Raw genomic sequence first — 20,702 nt, forward strand, 5'->3', positions numbered from 1 at the left:
CGGACGGCGGACCCGGGGTTCGCAGGAGGCCGGTGCCGGCCTCAGCGGTGGTCGCTGCCCTCCGACTGCGTCGCCGCCCGGCCCGCCTCCAGGCGGGCCACCGGGATCCGGAACGGGGAGCAGGAGACGTAGTCCAGGCCCACCTCGTGGAAGAAGTGGACGGACTCCGGGTCACCGCCGTGCTCGCCGCAGACGCCCAGTTTCAGGTCCGGGCGGGTCGCGCGGCCGGCCTGGGCCGCCGCCGCCACCAGGGAGCCGACGCCGTCCCGGTCGATCGTCTCGAAGGGGGAGACGCCGAAGATGCCCTTCTCCAGGTAGGCGGTGAAGAAGCTCGCCTCCACGTCGTCCCGGCTGAAGCCCCAGACCGTCTGCGTCAGGTCGTTGGTGCCGAAGGAGAAGAACTCCGCGGCCTCCGCGATCTGGCCCGCCGTCAGGGCGGCGCGCGGGAGCTCGATCATCGTGCCGATCGAGAGCTTGAGGCTGGTGCCCGTCGCCGCTTCCACCTCCGCGATGACCTGGTCGGCCTCCTCGCGGACGATCTCCAGCTCCTGGACCGTGCCGACCAGCGGGATCATGATCTCCGCACGGGGGTCGCCCTTGGCGTTCTTGCGTTCCGCGGCCGCCTCGGCGATGGCGCGGACCTGCATCGTGAACAGGCCGGGGATGACCAGGCCCAGGCGTACGCCGCGCAGGCCGAGCATCGGGTTCTGCTCGTGCAGGCGGTGGACCGCCTGGAGGAGGCGGAGTTCGTTCTCGTGCGGCTCCTGGCGGGACTCGGCGAGGGCCACCCGGACCGAGAGTTCCGTGATGTCCGGGAGGAACTCGTGCAGCGGCGGGTCCAGGAGACGGACCGTCACCGGGAGGCCGTCCATCGCCGAGAGGAGTTCGACGAAGTCCTTCTTCTGGAGCGGGAGCAGGGCGCTCAGCGCCTCCTCGCGGTCCTCCTCGGTGTCCGCCAGGATCAGGCGTTCCACCAGCTCACGGCGGTCGCCGAGGAACATGTGCTCGGTGCGGCACAGGCCGATGCCCTGGGCGCCGAAGCGGCGGGCCCGCAGCGCGTCCTCGGCGTTGTCGGCGTTGGCGCGCACCCGCAGCCGGCGCTTGCGGTCCGCGAACGCCATGATGCGGTGGACCGCCTCGACCAGTTCGCCGGCGTCGTGGGCGCCCGCGTGCATGCGGCCCTCGAAGTACTCGACGACCGGGGAGGGCACGACCGGGACCTCGCCCAGGTAGACCTTGCCGGAGGAGCCGTCGATGGAGATGACGTCGCCCTCCTCGACCACGTGGCCGCCGGGGACCGTCATCCGCCGGCGCTTGGTGTCGACCTCCAGCTCCTCCGCGCCGCACACACATGTCTTGCCCATGCCCCGGGCCACCACGGCCGCGTGGGAGGTCTTGCCGCCCCGGGAGGTCAGGATGCCCTCCGCCGCGATCATGCCGTCGAGGTCGTCGGGGTTGGTCTCGCGGCGGACCAGGATGACCTTCTCACCGGAGCGGGACCACTTGACCGCCGTGTACGAGTCGAAGACCGCCTTGCCGACCGCCGCGCCCGGCGACGCCGCGATGCCCCGGCCGACCTGCTGCGCCTTGGCCTGCTCGTCGAAGCGGGGGAACATCAGCTGCGCGAGCTGGGCGCCGTTGACGCGCTGGAGCGCCTCCGTCTCGTCGATCAGGCCCTGGTCGACGAGCTGGGTCGCGATCCGGAAGGCGGCGCCGGCGGTGCGCTTGCCGACGCGCGTCTGGAGCATCCACAGCTGACCGCGCTCGATGGTGAACTCGATGTCGCAGAGGTCCTTGTAGTGGTTCTCCAGCGTCTCCATGATCTGCATCAGCTGGTCGTACGACTTCTTGTCGATGGACTCCAGCTCGGCCAGGGGGACCGTGTTGCGGATGCCCGCGACCACGTCCTCGCCCTGGGCGTTCTGGAGGTAGTCGCCGTAGACGCCCTGGTGGCCCGAGGCGGGGTCGCGGGTGAAGGCGACGCCGGTGCCGGAGTCCGGGCCGAGGTTGCCGAAGACCATCGAGCAGACGTTGACCGCGGTGCCGAGGTCGCCGGGGATGCGCTCCTGACGGCGGTAGAGCTTGGCGCGGTCGGTGTTCCAGGAGTCGAAGACCGCGCGGATCGCGAGGTCCATCTGCTCGCGCGGGTCCTGCGGGAAGTCCCGGCCGGCCTCCGCCTTGACGATCTTCTTGAACTTGGTGACGAGCTTCTTGAGGTCGGCCGCCTCCAGCTCCGTGTCGACGGTGACCTTCTTGGCGTCCTTCGCCGCGTCGAGGGCCTCCTCGAAGAGGTCGCCGTCGACGCCGAGGACCGTCTTGCCGAACATCTGGATGAGGCGGCGGTAGGAGTCCCACGCGAAGCGGTCGTCGCCGGCCTGCTTGGCCAGGCCCTGGACGGACTTGTCGGAGAGGCCGATGTTCAGGACCGTGTCCATCATGCCGGGCATGGAGAACTTCGCGCCGGAGCGGACCGAGACCAGGAGCGGGTTGTCGGCCTGGCCGAGCTTCTTGCCCATCCGCTGCTCCAGCGCGTCGAGGTGCGCACTCACCTCGTCACGCAGTGCCACCGGTTCCTCGCCGCTGTCGAGGTAGACCTTGCAGGCTTCCGTCGTGATCGTGAAGCCCGGGGGGACGGGGAGCCCGAGGTTGGTCATCTCGGCGAGGTTCGCGCCCTTGCCACCCAGGAGGTCCTTGAGGTCCTTGTTTCCCTCGGTGAAGTCGTAAACGAACTTCGCTACGTGGGGTTCTTTGTTTTCCGACACGGGTCTCGACTCCCTGAAGGACGCGGTGGCTGCCCTGACGGCGAGGAACATACCCAGATCGAAGGCGCCTGGGTACGTCTACTCGCGTGTCATGCGCCCGTAACCGATCGTCCGCCACCGGATCGAAAGTCAAAGCTTGGCAAGCGGAGACGGGCGGATGTTTTCACTTCTTGAACGCAAGACCACTCAGGGACGCACTATTTCGCTCAGATGAGCGGAGTGACTGCACGTCTGATTTCGATCGATGAACGATCAAGGGGTGGCACCGAGTGCCACCCCTTGGAGAAGTGCAGTCGCCCATGATCCGCTCATCTGAGCGCAACCCTTATCAAGGGTGGCGAGAATCACGCTGCCACAGACGCCGGGATTTCACCATGCGGACATGGAACGGACGCGGAAAACGGACGGAAACAACCGCGTCATCCGGGCCGTCTCGGCACGGACAGCGACAGCGGCGGCCGCCTCACATTCCGAGCGCCAGCAACCGCTCCTCGACCCGCTCCGGCGCGTACAGGTGCTCCACGACCAGTGCCCCGGCGCCGATCACCCCGGCCCGGTCCCCCAGCCGTGAGGTGACGACGTCCAGGTGGGCGGTGGAACGGGGCAGCGCCCGCTGGTACAGCAACTCCCGCACACCGGTGAGGAACGAGGTGCCCGCCAGATCCCCCGCGATCATCAGCACGCCCGGGTTCAGCAGGGTCACGACCGTCGCCAGTACGTCCCCGACCCGGCGCCCGGCCTCCCTGGCCAGTGCCGCCGCCTCCGGATGACCCGAGGCCAGCAGATCGCGCACATCTGAGCCGGAGGCCGCCGGAACCCCGGCCTCCACCAGCCGCCGGGCCACCGCGCCACCGCTCGCGACGGCGGCGAGACAGCCGTACGAACCACAGCGGCACTGCGCCTCGGCGCCCACCCGGATGTGGCCGATGTCCCCGGCACCGCCGTCGATGCCCCGGTAGATCGAGCCGTCGACCACCACCCCGGCGCCGATACCCGTCGAGACCTTCACCAGCACGAACGCCGAGCAGTCCGGGCAGGTCGTGCGCTGTTCGCCGTACGCCATCAGGTTCGCGTCGTTGTCCACCAGGACCGGGACCCCCGGCGGCGCGCCCGTGTGCTCGCTGAACGCCCTGGCCATACGGCCGCGTATGTCGTAGCCGTCCCAGCCGGGCATGATCGGCGGCTGGACGACCCGGCCGGTCTCGGTGTCCACGGGACCCGGTACCGCGAGGCCGATCCCGCACACCTCCGTCGCCAGGTGGCCGGCCTTCTCCAGCAACTCGGCGAACCAGCGGCCGAGTTCGGTGAGCACGGCGTCCGGTCCGTCCTGGATGACCAGCGTGCCGGAGTGTTCGGCCAGGATCTCGCCGGTCAGGGAGAGGACGGCGGCCCTGGCATGGCGGGTCTCCAGGTCGGCGGCGAGGACCACGGCGTGCGAGTCGTCGAACTCGAGGGTGATGGCGGGACGGCCGCCGAGCGGGGAGTCCACCGGGCCGCCGGCGCCCTCGCGCAGCCAGCCGGCACGGAACAGCCGGTCCAGGCGCAGGCCGACGGTCGCGCGGGAGAGTCCGGTGGCCTGCTGGAGGGCGCCGCGCGTCACGGCCCGCCCGCTGCGCACCAGCTCCAGCAGTTCGCCCGAGCTGGCCTGTCCGCCGCCCTTGCCCGTCCTGCCGGAACGTCCGGTCATGCGCACCCCCTTGTGTTTCTCAAGCTTGCATTACATATTGAGTTTTGCGTGTTAAATAGACGTAACCCTACGGTAGCCACTGCCGAACCCGGTCGGCCGGACGTCTTCGGGGAGCCCCGAGTGGATCGCACTGCCCAGCTCACAGCCCATGCGCTCGCTTCCGAGATCGCATACGATCCACCCTCCACGCGCGCCCCCGGCACCACCGGCCCGGCGTCCCTGCACGTCAGGGCCGCACGTGTGCTCACCGACAACTGGACCGGCAGTTCGACCGTGCCGTCCCGGAGCCTGTACCCGCACCAGTGGTCCTGGGACTCGGCGTTCGTCGCGATCGGCCTCAGGCACCTGTCGCCGCTGCGCGCGCAGACCGAGCTGGAGACGCTGCTGGCCGCCCAGTGGGCCGACGGGCGGATCCCGCACATCGTGTTCAACCCCTCCGTGCCCCTCGACGCGTACTTCCCGAGCCCCGACTTCTGGCGTTCCTCGACCGCGGGGCGCGCCGCGGGCGCCCCGCGCACCGTACAGACCTCCGGAATCGTGCAGCCACCGGTGCACGCGCTCGCGGCCTGGCTGGTGCACCTCGCCGATCCCGGCCTGTCCCGGGCGCGCGGCTTCCTGGCGACCGCCTACCCTCGGCTCGCCGCCTGGCACCGCTATCTGCTGCACCGGCGGGACCTCGGCGGCGGCGGTCTCGCGTCCGTCGTGCACCCCTGGGAACAGGGTATGGACAACAGCCCCTGCTGGGACGCCCCGCTGGCCCGTGTCGCGCCCGCTCCGGCGCGCTCCTTCCACCGCGCCGACCTGGACCACGGGGCCGCCGAGGACCGGCCGACGGATCTGGACTACGGGCGGTACGTGCGGCTGGCGACGGACTACCGGGACGCCGAATACGCGGACCGGCAGCGCGAGTTCGCCGTCGAGGACCCGGCGTTCAACGCCCTGCTCATCGCCTCCGAGCACGCCCTCGCGCGCATCGCGCAGGAGTTGGGGGCCACCGGGACGGCGCGGCACGCGCGCGCGGAGCGGTTGACGGCGGCGCTGGTGGACCGGCTGTGGGACCCGGAGCGGGAGATCTTCCTCTGCCGGGACCTGCGAGGCGGCCTGATCCCCGAGCGCGGGGTCTCGGGCCTGATCCCGCTGATCCTCCCGGAGCTGCCGCGCGAGATCGCCGCCGCGCTCGTCCGGACGCTGAGCGGCCCGCACTTCGGCACCGGCACCCGTCTGGTCCCCAGCTACGACCTGCTCGGCGCGGCCTTCGACCCGCACCGGTACTGGCGCGGCCCGGCCTGGGCCAACACCGGCTGGCTGCTGGAGCGGGGGCTGCGCGAACACGGCGAGCGGGAGCGGGCGGACGCGCTCGGCGCGGCGGTCGTACGGACGGCCGGCGCGACCGGGTTCGCCGAGTACGTCGACCCGTACACGGGCGAGGCGTGCGGCGCGACCGGGTTCAGCTGGACGGCGGCGCTCGCGCTCGATCTGCACCACCGGCGGCACGCGCCGCACCACGGACTCCGGAATCGTCAAGATGCGGACAAGAGCTGACAAAACGAGGTGTCTTCCACGGACACCGCACGTTCGACCTGGGGAACAAAGGAGGGGACCGGGGATGACGGACCGGCATCATCTGCTCGTGCACGGCGCGACGTTCGCCGCCGTGGACGACCGCGGAGACATCAGCGGCGTCCGGGGCGGCGGCTCCCCGGACGGGTTATTCGTACGGGACGCCCGGCACCTCAGCCGCTGGCAGCTGACGGTCGACGGGGCGCTGCCCGAGGTGCTCACCCCGGTCTCCGGCGGGGACGGCACCCGGTGTGTGCTGGTCCCGCGCGGTGGCCGCCAGGAACCGCCCGCGCACACCCTCTTCCGTGAACAGGCCGTCGGTGACGGCTCGTTCGCCGAGTCCCTGCGGGTCACCAGCAACCGCGCGGTGCCGACCACGATCCGGCTCGCGATCACCGCGGACGCCGACTTCACCGACCAGTTCGAGCTCCGCGCCGACCACCGCACCTACACCAAGTCCGGCGCCGTACGCTCCCGCCAGGTCCTCGACGACGGAGTGGAGTTCGGCTACCGCCGGGGCGAGTGGCGGTCCTGTACGACGATCACCGCCGAACCGGCGCCGGACGGCGTCGAGGAGACCGGGACCGGCGCCCGGCGGATGGTGTGGACGCTGGACCTCGCGCCGCACGGCACCACCGAGCTGGTCGTCCGGGTCATCGGGCGCCCGCACGGCGACCGGCGGGCGCTGCGCGTGCCCCGCGACCCGGCCGCCCTGAACGAACAACTCCTCACGCTGGAGGGTGAGTTCGTCGAGGGCGTGGCCTTCCCGACCGGCTGGCCCGAGCTGGCGGCGGCCTGCGCCCGCGGCCTCTCCGACCTCGCCGCGCTCCAGGTGCCGGCCACCGGCCCGGACGGCGAGGAGCTCAAGGTCCCCGCCGCGGGCGCCCCCTGGTTCCTCACCCTGCTCGGCCGCGACGCCCTGATCACCTCCCTCTTCGCCCTTCCCTACCGGCCCCGGCTGGCCGCCGCCACCCTCCCGGCCCTCGCCGCCACCCAGGCCACCGAGGCCGGCGCGCACTCCGTGGCCCAGCCCGGGAAGATCGTCCACGAGGTACGGCACGGGGAGCTGGCGCACTTCGGGCAGGTGCCGTACGGCCGTTACTACGGCTCCGTCGACGCCACCCCGCTCTTCCTGATCCTGCTGGGCGCGTATGTGGAGCAGACCGGGGACACCGGCATGGCCCGGCGCCTGGAACGCAACGCCCGGGCGGCCATCGGCTGGATGCTCGACCACGGCGGGCTGACCTCACGCGGTTATCTCGTCTACCGCGCCGACAAGGGCGGCCTCGCCAACCAGAACTGGAAGGACTCCCCCGGCGCGATCTGCTCCGCCGACGGCAGCCGGCCGGTGGGGACCGTGATGGCGGCGGGGGCACAGGGATACGCGTACGACGCGCTGCGCCGGACGGCGTGGGTGGCGCGGACGGTGTGGGCCGACGAGACCTACGCGGCGCTCCTCGAACAGGCCGCCGCCGATCTGCGGGACCGGTTCCAGCGGGACTTCTGGATGCACAGGGCGGGGTTCCCCGCGCTGGCCCTGGACGGGGAGGGCCGGCAGGTCGACGCGCTCGCCTCGGACGCCGGGCATCTGCTGTGGTCCGGGCTGCTCGACAAGGAGTACGGGGAGGAGGTCGGGCGGCGGTTGCTGGAGCCGGACTTCTTCTCGGGGTGGGGGGTACGGACGCTGGCCGCGGGGCAGGCGGCGTACCACCCGTTGTCGTACCACCGGGGGTCGGTGTGGCCGCACGACAACGCGCTGATCGCGTTGGGCCTGGCACGGTACGGGCTGCACGACGAGGCGCGGGCCGTGGCGCACGGGCTGGTGGACGCGGCGACGGCGGGCGGGCACCGGCTGCCGGAGGTGCTGGCCGGGTACGGGAGGGACACGCATCCGGAACCGGTGCCGTATCCGCACGCGTGTGTGCGGGAGTCCCGGTCGGCGGCGGCGCCGCTGGCGCTGCTCACTGCCGTGGGCGGGGCGTAGGGTCGGGTGCCGGGCGCGACAAGGCGGGGGCCTGTCACGCCCACGCGGCGGAGCCGCGTGTCGACGCAGCCGCGCACCCCTTCGCGGCGCCGGCTTGGGGCGCGGGTTGATATGCGTTTGCCCGGTGTTTGCCGTTGGCCCTGAACAGGGGGCTTGGGTGAGCCGTACGGGAGGATGGCGGGCCGGGACCTCCCCGGCATTGGCCCGCCGTTCTCCGTTTCACGGGTCTCGCACGGAAGGACCTCCGGGTTGCCTCAGCACACGAGCATTCGCCAGTCATCGGACACGCCCTCGGGGCCGTCCGAACGCGAGGGCGCACCGGAGGAGTCCGAGGCCCTGACGTCCGAGCGGGAAACGGCTCCCGAGATATCCGGGGCCGCCGCCGAGGCGACTGCTGACGCGTTGCCCGCGGAGCCCGGGGAGACGGCCGCGCAGAGCACCGTCCCGGAGGCCGAATCCCCGGATCCCAGGCCGGAACCCGCCGCCGCGGCCGAATCCGAACCGGCGTCCGCCGGAACGGCCGAGCAGCCGGCGTCCGCCACCGAATCCACTGACGCCGCGCCCGAGTCGAGGTCCGCCGAGTCCGACTCCGAAGCCGCCGCGTCCGAGTCCGTCGCCGGTCCCGAAGTCGAAGCCGGGGACGGTGGCGGAGGTGAGCGGGAGGCCGTCGGTGCCTCTGTTCCGGGCAGTTCGGACGGTTCGGACGGTCCGGATGTCCCTGACGTCGGCGATACCCCCGTGCCCGACTCCGCCGGCCCCCGCCGTCGCGGCTGGGCGGCCTGGAGTGGGCGGGTGCGGGCGCGGCGGGAGGCCTGGCGGGAGGCTCATCCCGGCGCCGCCTCCGCCCTGTCCATCGGCGTCACCGTGCTGTGCGCCGCGCTGGTGATCGCCGCCCTGGTGATGCCGAACACCGTCGTCGGGCTCGGGCCGGTGAAGTTCCTGCGGATACCGTCCGAGGGGATCATCGCGGCCGCCGTCGCGCTGGCGCTGCCCCGGCGGCCCCGCATCGTGCTGGCCGCGGTGTTCGGCGTCGTGCTCGGTGCGCTGACCCTGATCAACTTCCTCGACATGGGGTTCACCGAGTACCTCGGCCGGAGCTTCAACGCCATCCTGGACTGGAGCCTGCTCGGCGACGCGGAGTCGTACCTGGAGGACACCCTGGGCAGGACGGCCACCGTCGCCGTCAGCGTCGGTGCCGTCGTCCTCGTGCTGCTGCTGTTCGTGCTGCTCGCCCTGGCGACGGTGCGGCTGAGCAATCTGCTGGCCCGGCATCCGGGGCGGGCCACCCGCGGGACGCTGATCGCGGGTGTCGTCTGGATCACCTGTTCCTCCTTCGGTCTCCAGATCGCCGGCGGCGTGCCGCTGGCCTCCGACCGCACCGCGACCGCACTGGAGATCAAGGCCCGTCAGGTGCGGGACACCCTGCACGACGAGGCGGAGTTCCGGAAGGTCGCCAAGGTGGACGCCTTCGGGAACACCCCGGCCGCCCAGCTGGTGCCGGACCTGCGCGGCAAGGACATGATCTTCACGTTCATCGAGAGCTACGGCCGGAGCGCCATCGAGGACCCGATCATGGCGCCCGGTGTCGACAAGACGCTCGACGCCCAGACCCAGGCTCTCGCCAAGGCCGGCTTCGCCGCCAAGAGCGGGTGGCTGACGTCGGCGACCTACGGCGGCAGCAGCTGGCTCGGGCACTCCACGACGATGTCGGGGCTGTGGGTGAGCAACCAGCAGCGCTACCGGACCGTCATGGCCAGCGACCACCTCAGCATCACCAAGGCCTTCCAGAAGACCGGTGACTTCGACACGGTCGGTGTGATGCCGGGCATCCAGAAGGGCTGGCCGGAGCAGAGCTACTACGGCCTCGACAAGGTCTACAACGCCTTCCAGCTCGGGTACAAGGGGCCCAAGTTCAGCTGGTCGACGATGCCCGACCAGTACGCGCTCCAGCAGTTCCAGGACCGGGTGCACAGCAAGCAGCCGGCCGACGGCAAGTCACGGATGTCGTTCCTGATCCTGACCTCCAGCCACCAGCCGTGGGCGCCGATCCCGAAGATGGTGCCGTGGGACCAGTTGGGCGACGGTTCGGTCTTCGACGCCATCCAGAAGGCCGGCAACAAGGCGTCGGACGTCATCGCCGACACCACCAAGTCGCGCCAGGAGTACGGCAAGTCGGTCCAGTACTCGGTGACCGCGCTCACCCAGTGGCTGGAGCGCTACGGCAACGACGACACGGTGCTCGTCTTCCTCGGCGACCACCAGCCGATCGCCCGGGTCAGCGGCAACCACGCCAGCCGTGACGTGCCGATCTCGATCGTCGCCAAGGACCCGAAGGTGCTTGACGCGATCGACTCCTGGAACTGGACCGACGGTCTGCGTCCGGCGCACGACGCCCCGGTGTGGAAGATGAGCTCCTTCCGCGACCGGTTCCTGACGGCCTACGGCTCCACGCCGCACCCGAAGACGAACTGACGCGCACGGGACGCCTTCGGCCTCAGCCGCCGGAGGTGTCCAGCTCCGCGTCCTCACCGATGCCCGCGCAGTCGTAGGGGTCCTTGAGCCAGCCGTCCGGCAGCACCACCCGGTTGTTGCCGGACGTACGGCCGCGGGGGCCGTCGGCGCCCGTGGGCCAGGGCTGGTCGAGGTCCAGTTCGTCCAGGCCCGCGCGGAGTTCGGCCAGCGAGGAGGTGATGGCGAGGCGCTTGCGCATCTCGCTGCCGACCGCGAAGCCCTTGAGGTACCAGGCGACGTGCTTGCGGAAGTCGACGACTCCCCTGGACTCGTCCCCGAGCCACTCGCCGAGCAGCGTGGCGTGCCGGACCATGACGTCGGCGACCTGGCGCAGGGACGGACGCGCGATGTCGTCGTGACGGCCCTCGAACGCGGCGACCAGGTCCGCGAACAGCCACGGCCGGCCCAGGCAGCCGCGTCCGACGACCACTCCGTCGCAGCCCGTCTCCCGGACCATCCTGAGCGCGTCCTCGGCCGACCAGATGTCGCCGTTGCCGAGGACCGGGATCTCCGGGACGTGCTCCTTGAGGCGGGCGATGGCCTCCCAGTCGGCGGTGCCGCCGTAGTGCTGGGCGGCGGTACGGCCGTGCAGCGCGATCGAGGTGACACCCTCCTCGACCGCGATCCGGCCGGCGTCGAGGTAGGTGATGTGGTCGTCGTCGATGCCCTTGCGCATCTTCATGGTGACCGGGAGGTCGCCCGCGCCGCTGACCGCCTCGCGCAGGATCGCGCGGAGCAGGTTGCGCTTGTAGGGGAGGGCCGAGCCGCCGCCCTTGCGGGTGACCTTCGGGACCGGGCAGCCGAAGTTCAGGTCGATGTGATCGGCCAGGCCCTCCTCCGCGATCATGCGGACGGCCTTGCCGACGGTGGCCGGGTCGACGCCGTACAGCTGGATCGAGCGCGGCTTCTCGGTCGCGTCGAAGCGGATCAACTGCATGGTCTTCTCGTTGCGCTCGACCAGCGCCCGGGTCGTGATCATCTCGCTGACGAACAGCCCCTTGCCCCCGCCGGCCGCGTCCTTCGCCTCGCCTCCGGCGAAGCCTCCGCCTCCGGCGAATTGCCTGCACAGGGTCCGGAAGGGTGCGTTGGTGATCCCGGCCATGGGGGCCAGGACGACCGGCGGCCGGACGGTGTGCGGGCCGATCTGGAGCGGGGTCATGGGCTCGGGCATTCCCCCATTGTCGCGTACTGCGCGCGGTGCTCGGCCGGCCTGTGGACAACCGCGGATCCGACACCCTCCGTCATGATCATGTAACACTCATTAGTTAGACGCACTATCGAAACGGGCGTACGATGGAACGCATGCCCGAGCTGAGCCCCCGCCGACGCATGCTCGTGCTCGCGATCTGCTGCATGAGCCTGCTGATCGTGAGTCTCGACACGACCGCCCTCAATGTCGGCCTGCCGTCCATGCAGCGTGAACTGCACGCCTCGACGGCCGGCCTGCAGTGGACCATCGACGCCTACACGCTGGTCCTGGCCTCGCTGCTGATGCTCGCGGGGTCGACCGGCGACCGGGTCGGCCGCAAGAAGGTCTTCATGACGGGCCTGGTCGTCTTCTCGCTGGGCTCGCTGCTCTGCTCGCTGGCGCCGAACCTCGAATCGCTGATCGCGTTCCGCATGCTCCAGGCGGTGGGCGGCTCGATGCTCAACCCGGTGGCCATGTCGATCATCACCAACACCTTCACCGACCCCCGTGAGCGGGCCCGTGCGATCGGCGTGTGGGGTGCGGTGGTCGGCATATCCATGGCCGCCGGACCGCTGGTCGGCGGCCTGCTGGTGGAGTCGGTCGGCTGGCGCGCGATCTTCTGGGTCAACCTCCCGGTCGGTCTCGCCGCGCTGCTGCTGACGCTGCGTTTCGTGCCGGAGTCCCGGGCGCCGAAGGCCCGCCGGCCCGACCCGGTCGGCCAGGTGCTGGTCATCGCGCTGTTCGGCGCGCTGACGTACTCGATCATCGAGGCGCCGACGGCGAGCGCGGCCGCGGTGGTGCCCTTCGCGGTGGTGGCCCTCGCCGCCCTCGCCGGCCTCCTCTGGTACGAGCCGAGGCGCACCGAACCCCTCATCGACCTGCGGTTCTTCCGTTCGGCGCCGTTCAGCGGGGCCACCGTGACCGCGATCAGCGCGTTCGCGTCGCTGGGCGGCTTCCTGTTCCTGTCCACCCTGTACCTGCAGAACGTGCGCGGTCTTGACGCCCTGCACGCCGGCCTGTGGATGCTGCCGATGGCCGTCCCGATGTTCCTGTGCGCCCCGCTCGCCGGCCGCCTGGTCGGCAGCCGGGGTCCACGGCTGCCGCTGGTGATCGCCGGGGTCGCGATGACCGCGAGCGCGGTGCTGTTCGCGGCCTTCGAGGCGGAGACCTCCGACACCACCCTCTTCCTCGGCTACGTCCTGTTCGGTATCGGCTTCGGCTTCGTGAACGCGCCGATCACCAACACGGCGGTCTCCGGCATGCCGCGGTCCCAGGCGGGTGTGGCCGCCGCGGTCGCCTCCACCAGCAGGCAGCTGGGCCAGACCCTGGGCGTGGCGGTCATCGGCGCGGTCCTCGCGTCGGGGATCGGCTCGTCGCCGTACCGCCAGACCTTCGTGACCGCCGCCCGCCCCGGCTGGTGGATCCTCGCCGCCTGCGGGCTCGCGGTCCTCACCATCGGCGCCCTGACGAACGGCCGCTGGGCCCGGGCGACGGCCGAACGCGCCGCGCAGCGCCTGGAGTCGGCGGAGATACGCCAGGTGGTGGGGGCCGGCGAGCGGGTGTGACCCCGGCCCCCGCCCCCGCCCCGCCGGCGTCGGCAGGACGGGCGGCGGTCAGCAGGAGCCGAGCATCCGCTGGTGGCGGGTCCGTATCGCCTGCCCCAGGGTGCCCAGGGCCAGGGACTGCAGTAACGCCGATACGACGAGCACGGCGGCGAAGGACCAGGCCGGCAGCTCCGCCGTACCCGATGCCGTCCGGCCCAGTGCCGCGACGAGCGGGAACGCGGGGAAGGTGACCAGGGGCGGCCAGAGCCAGGCGAAGTCCTGGGCGGGACCGTCGGCGGCGGCGAGGGAGTCCGCCGCGGCCTTGACGACGACGACGGCGACCACGGCGAGATAGGCCACCGAGACACGGTTGGCGAGCGTCAGTCGGACAAGGGTGCGCGCAGGGCCGGTTGTCATCGGTCGATCCCCCCGGGGCCGGTCGTCGGTTGCTCTTCCTCCCTGATGGTCTGCCGACGGCGGCGTGCTGTCCTGAGTACCCGTACTCAGCCCCGCTCCTGCCCGGCGGAGACAGCCAGCGTGTACAGCTCCTCCAGCCGTTCCCGGGACTCGTCGTCCGTCGGGGTGTAGGTCACCAGGCGTGCCCCGGTCTCGCGGGTCAGCCACAGGTCCGTGTGGTCCAGGGACAGGAAGCCGACGTACGGGTTGAGGAACTGCTTGGTCCGGGTGCGCAGGTCCATCACCTCGTAGCGCTCCCAGTTCGCACGGAACTCCGGGGACTCCGCGGTCAGCCGCTTGACCAGCATCTTCCAGGCGGGCTCACCGAGATGACCGGCCATCGAGGCACGGAGTTTGGCCGCCATCACACGGCGGGTCTCCTCCAGGTGCACGATCGAGCGGCGCCACTCGGGGTCGGTGTAGACGAGGATCATGCAGTTGCGGTCCTCGGGCGGGACCGCCTCCAGGTCGCCCATCAGGCGGGCGTAGGTGCGGTTGTAGGCAAGGATGTCGTAGCGGCTGTTCTGGATGCAGGCCGGGAGGGGTTCCAGGGCGCGCAGCATCTGGTGCAGTGCCGGGGTGACGCCTGAGCAGCTCGCGGCCGGGGTCGGGTCGACGGCACCGGCCAGCTGGAAGAGGTGGGCGCGCTCGCTGCCGTCGAGCAGCAGGGTGCGCGCGAGGGCGTCCAGGACCTGCACGGAGACCTGGATGTCCCGGGCCTGCTCCAGCCACGTGTACCAGGTGACGCCGACCGCGGAGAGGTGCGCGACCTCCTCGCGGCGCAGGCCGGGCGTGCGGCGGCGGGCGCCGTGCGGCAGCCCCACCTGCTCCGGGGTGATCCGCTCTCGTCGGCTGCGCAGGAACACGGCCAGTTCGCTGCGCCGGATACCGACGGCGCTGCGGGGCGCCGGAGCGGGCGCGGCCGCCCCCGCCGTCGCCGCCGTCACCCTCGACGTCGCCGCCGTCACCCCCACCGTCGCCGCCGTCACCCTCGACGTCGTCGCCGTCGTCGTACGAACCGTCTCATGGGCCGAGGTCGTCATGGCTCCAGCCTGCCGCCCCGCCGATCCTGTTGCCAGGTACTTCTGCTACCAGGATAAGAAGACTCTGGTACCCGGCTGAGCACCGGCGCAGGCTCAGGACCATGACCGAAACCGTCACCACTCCGGCCGTACGGTCCCCGTCCGGGGCCGCCGCGCTCGGCGGGCCCGGGCTGTTCACCGTCCTGCTGGCCGCGGCCCTGCCCCTCGTCGACTTCTTCATCGTCAACGTCGCCCTGCCCACCATCGGAACCGACCTGCACGCGAGCGAGGCGGTCCTGGAACTCGTCGTCGCCGGGTACGGCGTCGCCTACGCCGTGCTGCTGGTGCTCGGCGGCCGGCTCGGCGACCTGTTCGGGCGCCGCCGCCTCTTCCTCGCCGGCATGGCCGCCTTCGGGCTGACCTCGCTGGCCTGCGGACTGGCGCCCGGCGCCTGGTCGCTGGTGGCCGCGCGGGTCGCCCAGGGCGCCGCGGCCGCCGCGATGCTCCCGCAGGTCCTCGCCACCATCCAGACCGCCACCAGCGGCGGCCGCCGCGCCAAGGCCATGAGCCTGTACGGCGCCACCGCCGGCCTCTCCATGGTCGCCGGACAGATCCTCGGCGGGGTGCTGGTCGCCGCGGACATCGCCGGCACCGGCTGGCGCTCCGTGTTCCTCGTCAACGTGCCGGTCGTGCTCGTCGGGCTGGTGCTGGGTGCGCGGTTCGTGCCGGAGACTCGGTCGCAGCGGCCCGAACCCGTCGACGGACCCGGCACCGTCCTGCTCGCCCTCTCCCTGCTCACCCTGCTCGCCCCGCTCACCGAGGGCCGGGCGGCGGGCTGGCCGCTGTGGACCTGGCTGTCGCTGGCCGCGTTCCCCGGGGTGGCCGCCGCCTTCTACGCCGTGGAGCGCCGCGCCGACCGGGCCGGCCGTACCCCGCTGGTCCCGCCGAGCCTGTTGGCACTCACCTCGCTGCGCCGGGGGCTGGTGCTGATGGTGCCGTTCTCCATCGGCTTCAGCGGGTTCATGTTCGTGATCGCCGTGGCCCTGCAGAGCGGGGAGCGGATGGACCCGGTCCCGGCGGGGCTTGCGCTCGCGCCGATGGCCGTCGTCTTCCTGTTCGTGTCACTGGCCGGGCCGCGGCTGATCACGCGGTACGGCAGCCGGGTGGTGTCGGCCGGCTCGGTGATCCAGGGGATCGGCATCGTCCTGATCGCGCTGGCCGCCTGGCGGGACTGGCCGCACCTGGACTTCACCGGGCTGCTCCCCGGGGTCGCGGTCGCCGGGGCCGGTCAGGCCCTCCAACTCCCCAACGTGCTGCGGCTGGTCATGTCGGAGGTGCCGCCCGCGCGGGCCGGCGTCGGCAGCGGGGTGATGGTCACCACCCAGCAGTCCGCCCTGGCCCTGGGTGTGGCCACGCTGGGCACCCTGTTCCTCTCCCTGGTCCCGCACCAGGGCACCCGGGACGCCCTGGTGGTCACCCTGCTGGTGCAACTGGGCCTGGTGGTCCTGACCGGCCTGCTCAGCCTGCGGCTGCCCCGCACGGTGCGCTGACCGCGCCTCGGACGTGGACACGGACGCCGTGAGGTGCCCGTCGTTCGGCTAGTCGTTCGGCCGCGGCGCCGTCGTGGCCGGTCGCGCAGTTCCCCGCGCCCCCTCAGGGCGACCAGTCGCGGAGTCTCTCGTGAACCTTCGGTGGACGCGGACACCGTCAAACGCCGTCGTTCGGCCGCGGCGCCGTCGTGGCCGGTCGCGCAGTTCCCCGCGCCCCTTCAGGGCGGCCGGTCGCGGAGTTCCTCGCGACCTTCGGCGGAGGCGGACACCGTGAAACGCCGTCGTTCGGCTGCAGCGACGTCGTGGCCGGTCGCGCAGTTCCCCGCGCCCCTTCAGGGCGACCGGTCGCGGAGTTTCTCGTGGACCTTCAGGGCGGCCGGTCGCGGAGGTTCTCGTAGGTCTTCAGGGTAGCCGGTCGTGCGGTTCCGCTCGCGCCTTCGGGGCGGTCAGGCTCCGGTGCCGCCCAGTTCGAACCAGACGATCTTGCCGGTGCCCAGTCGGGTGGTGCCCCAGCGGCGGGCCAGGCGGTTCACCAGGAACAGGCCCCGGCCGTGCTCCTCCTCGGGTGACGCCCGGCGCAGTCTGGGCAGTTGCGGCACGTCGTCGCCGACCTCGCAGCGCAGCACGTCGGTACGGAGCAGCCGCAGGCTGATCGGCCGGGAGGCGTGCCGTGCGGCGTTGGTGACGATCTCGCTGACCAGCAGCTCGGCCGTGTCGGTGAGTTCGTCGAGGCCCCAGCCGGCCAGGGCCTGCCGGGTGAGCCGGCGCGCCCGGCCGGGGCTGCTGTCCTCCGGTTCGAGGGTCCAGTAGGCCACGTCGCTCGGCGCGATGCCGTCGAAGCGGGCGGCGAGCAGCGCGATGTCGTCGTCCCGGTCGCCGGGCCCGAGCATGTCGAGGACCTCGTCGCACAGCGCCTCCAGCGGGGGCGGCCGGTCGGGGCCGGTCAACTGGGCGGTGGCGGCGAGCCGTTCGCGCAGCTGCTCGATGCCGGTCCACACGTCGCGCAGCCGGGACTCGACCAGGCCGTCGGTGTAGAGGAGCAGGGTCGCCCCGGCGGGCGCGTCCAGCTCGACCGCCTCGAAGTCGATGCCGCCGACGCCGATCGGGGCGCCGGGCGGCACCGCGAGGACCTCCGTCTTGCCGCCGGGGTGCAGCAGGATCGGCGGCGGATGGCCGGCGTTGGCGACGGTGATGCGGTGCGAGACCGGGTCGTAGACGACGTACAGGCAGGTCGCCATGCGGTCCGTGCCGAGGCGCTGGGCCTGCTCGTCGAGGTGGTGGAGCACCTCCTGCGGCGGCAGGTCGAGGCCGGCCAGGGTCAGCGCGGTGGTGCGCAGCTGGCCCATCACGGCGGCCGAGGTCATGGAGTGCCCCATGACGTCGCCGACGACGAGGGCCACCCGGCTGCCGGGCAGCGGGATCGCGTCGTACCAGTCGCCGCCGACGCGGGCGGTCTCGGCGGCGGGGAGATAGCGGACGGCCAGCCGGACGCCGGTGGGCCGGGGCAGGGAGTGCGGCAGCATCGCGCGCTGCAGCCGGTCGGCGATGAAGGCCTCGCGGCTGTACAGCACGGCCTTGTCGACGCCGAGCGCGGTGTGGGTGGCCAGCTGGGCGGCGACCAGGAGGTCGGCGGGCTCGAACGCCGGGCGCTCCGGGCGGCGCAGGAAGACCACCGCGCCGGTGACCCGGCGGCGGCCGCGCAGCGGGGCGAGGATCGCGTGCGTACCGGCCCAGCCGTTCAACGCGCTGTCCTCGCCGACGAGTTCGCTCAGCGCGGCCCGGGTCGCCGATTCATCGGCGAACACCGGCCGGACCCCGCGCAGCACCTCGGCGAGCGCGCCGCCGGGCACCACCTCGCTCCAGTCGGACGCGTCCAGGTCGTCCTGCTCGTCGTCGACGGTCTCGGCCGGCCAGACCAGGCCCTCGGCGCCGGGGCCCTTGATCCGGTCGGTGCGGCGCAGCCGCAGCACGGCGGGGCCGGCCGGGCGTTCGTCGCCGACCGGCAGCGGGTCGCGCAGATAGACGAGGGCCGCGTCCGAGTACGTCGGTACGGCGGCCCGGCACAGGCCGAGCACGATCTCGTCGGTGTCGAAGCCGCGGGCGATCCGGCGGGTGGCGGCGCCGACGTAGCGCAGCCGGTCCTCGTCCGGGGCCCTGGGGGCGGCGGGCCGGACCTGCGGGGCGTCGGTGTCCTCGCTCACGCCGAGCGCGGCCTGTGCCGCCAGCGCGTCGGCCAGGGCGATGTCGTCCGCCACGAAGTCCTCCCGGTCCATGCGCCGCAGGAACACCGCGACGCCCACGACGGCGTCGGGCGCGCGCAGCGGGGCGAGCAGGACCCTGTTCCCCTGCGGGAGACGGGGAGCGCTCCCGAGCAGCTCACGCAGCGCCTCCTCGATGTCGTCCGGACCTCTGCCGCGTGCCCTGCCGCACCGCAGGAACCCGGCCAGCACTCCGTCGGAGGGCACCGGGGCGACGGCCGGGGGCGTGCCGCCCATCAGGCCGCCGAGTTCGGCCGGCGGTCCGTCCAGGAGCAGGCGCAACGGGCCGTCCGGGTCCTGCCGTTGCTCGGCGAGGTAGACGAACACCCCGTCAGCCAGGTCCGGGACGGTCGACAGGCACAGCTCCCTGACGACCTGGGCCGCGCCCTCGGCGCGAGCGATCCGGCGGCCGGAGACGGCCAGGAAACGTTGAGGATCCGGCAGCATCGCCTCTCCGTGCCGGTGGCCGCTTCAGCTAAGGTCGCTCTCATCTTGAGCCTTGGTCAATGCCGTGTCCAGGGTTTCCGCCGGTACACCAAGTCCGGCTCGTGGTCCGAGGGTTGGTCCGGTGGCCCGGTCCCGCACCGGGAACGGCCTGTCCAGCGACGGAATGCCGGCCGCCCGGACACGGCTTGGCCAACTCACTGTGAAGAAATCCCCGTTGATGTTGGTCGTGCTGCACACTCCTCCCGTCGACACGTGCCGAACGGCAGATCGGGCACCGACTCGGAGGCGTCATGTCACAGATCGACTCGAGCAAGGTCAGCCGCTGGGACCAGCACGGTCGGGAACACACGGTGCGGGTGCAGCGCACCGGCATCCAGCGCACGATCAGGTGCGACACCTGCGGCTGGCGGCAGAGCGCGCAGTTCCTGCCCTGGCTGAAGGCGGAGGAGCATCTGGCCGAGGCCCACCAGGCCACCGTGGACCCCGCGGGAGCCCAGCCCTCCCGATGAGTTTCCGCCGGGGTGGGAGTCGTACGTCCGACCGCACCCGACGGAAGGACGACCGATGACCGTGTCCCCGCTCCATGCCACCCTGCGCCGCCATGTCGACGGCGGAACGGTTCCCGGCGCCGTCGGGCTGGTCGCCCGGGGTGACGACGTGGAGGTCGTGACCGTCGGGGACCTGGACGCCGAGGGGTCCGCGCCGATGACCCGGGAGTCGATCTTCCGGATCGCGTCGATCACCAAGCCGGTCACCGCGGCCGCGGTGCTGATGCTGGTCGACGAGGGCCGGATCGGGCTCGGCGACCCGGTGGCCGAGTGGCTCCCCGAGCTGGCCAAGCCGTCGGTGGTCCGCACGCCCACGAGCCCCGTCGACGACGTCGTGCCGGCCGACCGCCCGGTCACCGTGGAGGACCTGCTCAGTTTCCGCGCCGGCTGGGGCCTTCCCGACGACTTCGCGCTGCCCGCCGCGCAGGCCCTGTTCGCGGTGCAGGACCACGGCCGCCCCTTCCGGGACTGGCCGGACCCGGACACCTGGCTGGGCCTGCTCGCCCAGGTGCCGATGCTGCACCAGCCGGGCGAGGCCTGGCTGTACGGCACCTCGTCCGCCCTGCAGGGCATCCTGGTCGCCCGGGTGTCGGGCCGTGCCTTCCCCGACTTCCTGGCGGAGCGGATCTTCGAGCCGCTGGGCATGCGGGACACGGCGTTCGAGGTGCCGGCCTCGAAGCGGGACCGGTTCACCTCGGCCTACGCCCCGGCCGAGGACGGCACCCTGCGCCTGACGGACACCCCGGACGGCGACTACGGCCGCCTGCCGCGCTTCCCCTCGGGCGGCGGGGGCCTGGTCTCCACGGCCGACGACTGGCTGGCGTTCGCCCGGCTGCTGCTGAACGCGGGCGTCGCCCCGGACGGCCGCCGGCTCCTGTCGGCGACCTCGGTCAGCCGGATGACCACCAACCACCTGACGGCGGCCCAGCGCGAGCGCGCCACCCTCTTCCTGGAGGGTCAGGGCTGGGGTTACGGCGGCCAGGTCGACGTCACCCCGGCCGACCCCTGGAACGTCCCCGGCCGCTACGGCTGGGTGGGCGGCACCGGCACCACCGCGCACCTGGTCCCCACCACCGGCACGGTCACGGTCCTGCTGACCCAGGTGGCCATGACGGGCCCGACCCCGAACTCGCTGATGCGGGACTTCTGGCGGGTCACCGGCTAGCCCGTCCATTACTGCATTC

At 72.2% G+C, this 20,702-nt stretch carries 13 protein-coding genes; 7 read left to right on the forward strand and 6 right to left on the reverse strand.

All coding sequences use genetic code 11. From position 1 onward, the window contains the following. Nucleotides 1-41: 41 nt before the first annotated feature. Entirely contained in the window at nt 42-2,762 is a 2,721-nt protein-coding gene (gene ppdK, locus ACWDGI_RS04895) for a pyruvate, phosphate dikinase (protein ID WP_450755424.1), read from the reverse strand. Between the two features lie 463 nt (nt 2,763-3,225). Next, nucleotides 3,226-4,449, reverse strand: coding sequence for an ROK family protein (locus ACWDGI_RS04900; protein ID WP_450755426.1), 1,224 nt, complete (start codon nt 4,447-4,449; stop codon nt 3,226-3,228). Nucleotides 4,450-4,569: 120 nt separating this feature from the next. Here ACWDGI_RS04900 and ACWDGI_RS04905 point away from each other — a divergent pair, with 120 nt between their 5' ends. From ACWDGI_RS04905 to ACWDGI_RS04915, 3 genes are all read left to right on the forward strand, one after another. Then, nucleotides 4,570-5,991 (forward strand): MGH1-like glycoside hydrolase domain-containing protein, encoded by a 1,422-nt coding sequence (locus ACWDGI_RS04905; RefSeq protein ID WP_450755427.1) that lies wholly within the window; start codon nt 4,570-4,572, stop codon nt 5,989-5,991. Nucleotides 5,992-6,055: 64 nt separating this feature from the next. Further along, nucleotides 6,056-7,993 (forward strand): amylo-alpha-1,6-glucosidase, encoded by a 1,938-nt coding sequence (locus ACWDGI_RS04910; protein ID WP_450755429.1) that lies wholly within the window; start codon nt 6,056-6,058, stop codon nt 7,991-7,993. Between the two features lie 900 nt (nt 7,994-8,893). After that, nucleotides 8,894-10,465, forward strand: a complete 1,572-nt coding sequence (locus tag ACWDGI_RS04915) for a sulfatase-like hydrolase/transferase (protein WP_450756465.1) — start codon at nt 8,894-8,896, stop codon at nt 10,463-10,465. Nucleotides 10,466-10,487: 22 nt separating this feature from the next. Here the strand turns inward: ACWDGI_RS04915 and dusB are convergent, their stop codons facing one another. After that, nucleotides 10,488-11,675 carry a tRNA dihydrouridine synthase DusB gene (dusB, locus tag ACWDGI_RS04920; protein WP_450755431.1) on the reverse strand — a complete coding sequence of 396 codons (1,188 nt, stop codon included), beginning with the start codon at nt 11,673-11,675 and terminating at the stop codon, nt 10,488-10,490. Nucleotides 11,676-11,806: 131 nt separating this feature from the next. On the opposite strand from dusB, the gene ACWDGI_RS04925 reads away from it, so the two are divergent. Further along, complete coding sequence (locus tag ACWDGI_RS04925) at nt 11,807-13,258, forward strand: MFS transporter (RefSeq protein WP_450755433.1); 1,452 nt, start codon at nt 11,807-11,809, stop codon at nt 13,256-13,258. 48 nt (nt 13,259-13,306) lie between these two features. Here ACWDGI_RS04925 and ACWDGI_RS04930 read toward each other — a convergent pair whose 3' ends face one another. Together ACWDGI_RS04930 and ACWDGI_RS04935 are read right to left on the reverse strand one after the other, a co-directional pair. Beyond that, the gene (locus tag ACWDGI_RS04930) at nt 13,307-13,654 is read right to left on the reverse strand and encodes an SCO4225 family membrane protein (RefSeq protein WP_450755435.1); all 348 of its coding nucleotides are present in this window, start codon (nt 13,652-13,654) and stop codon (nt 13,307-13,309) included. A gap of 86 nt (nt 13,655-13,740) precedes the next feature. Continuing rightward, nucleotides 13,741-14,736, reverse strand: coding sequence for a helix-turn-helix transcriptional regulator (locus tag ACWDGI_RS04935; protein WP_450755437.1), 996 nt, complete (start codon nt 14,734-14,736; stop codon nt 13,741-13,743). 101 nt (nt 14,737-14,837) lie between these two features. On the opposite strand from ACWDGI_RS04935, the gene ACWDGI_RS04940 reads away from it, so the two are divergent. Next, complete coding sequence (locus ACWDGI_RS04940; RefSeq protein ID WP_450755439.1) at nt 14,838-16,265, forward strand: MFS transporter; 1,428 nt, start codon at nt 14,838-14,840, stop codon at nt 16,263-16,265. A 446-nt stretch (nt 16,266-16,711) separates the two neighbouring features. Here ACWDGI_RS04940 and ACWDGI_RS04945 read toward each other — a convergent pair whose 3' ends face one another. Continuing rightward, nucleotides 16,712-18,970, reverse strand: coding sequence for an ATP-binding SpoIIE family protein phosphatase (locus ACWDGI_RS04945; protein WP_450755441.1), 2,259 nt, complete (start codon nt 18,968-18,970; stop codon nt 16,712-16,714). Nucleotides 18,971-19,260: 290 nt separating this feature from the next. Between ACWDGI_RS04945 and ACWDGI_RS04950 the strand changes: the two genes are divergently transcribed. After that, complete coding sequence (locus tag ACWDGI_RS04950) at nt 19,261-19,479, forward strand: hypothetical protein (RefSeq protein WP_450755443.1); 219 nt, start codon at nt 19,261-19,263, stop codon at nt 19,477-19,479. A 61-nt stretch (nt 19,480-19,540) separates the two neighbouring features. Next, nucleotides 19,541-20,683: a serine hydrolase domain-containing protein gene (locus ACWDGI_RS04955; RefSeq protein WP_450756467.1), complete on the forward strand. Its 1,143-nt coding sequence runs from the start codon at nt 19,541-19,543 to the stop codon at nt 20,681-20,683. Nucleotides 20,684-20,702: the final 19 nt, after the last annotated feature.

The organism is Streptomyces sp. NPDC001220 (genome assembly GCF_053597895.1).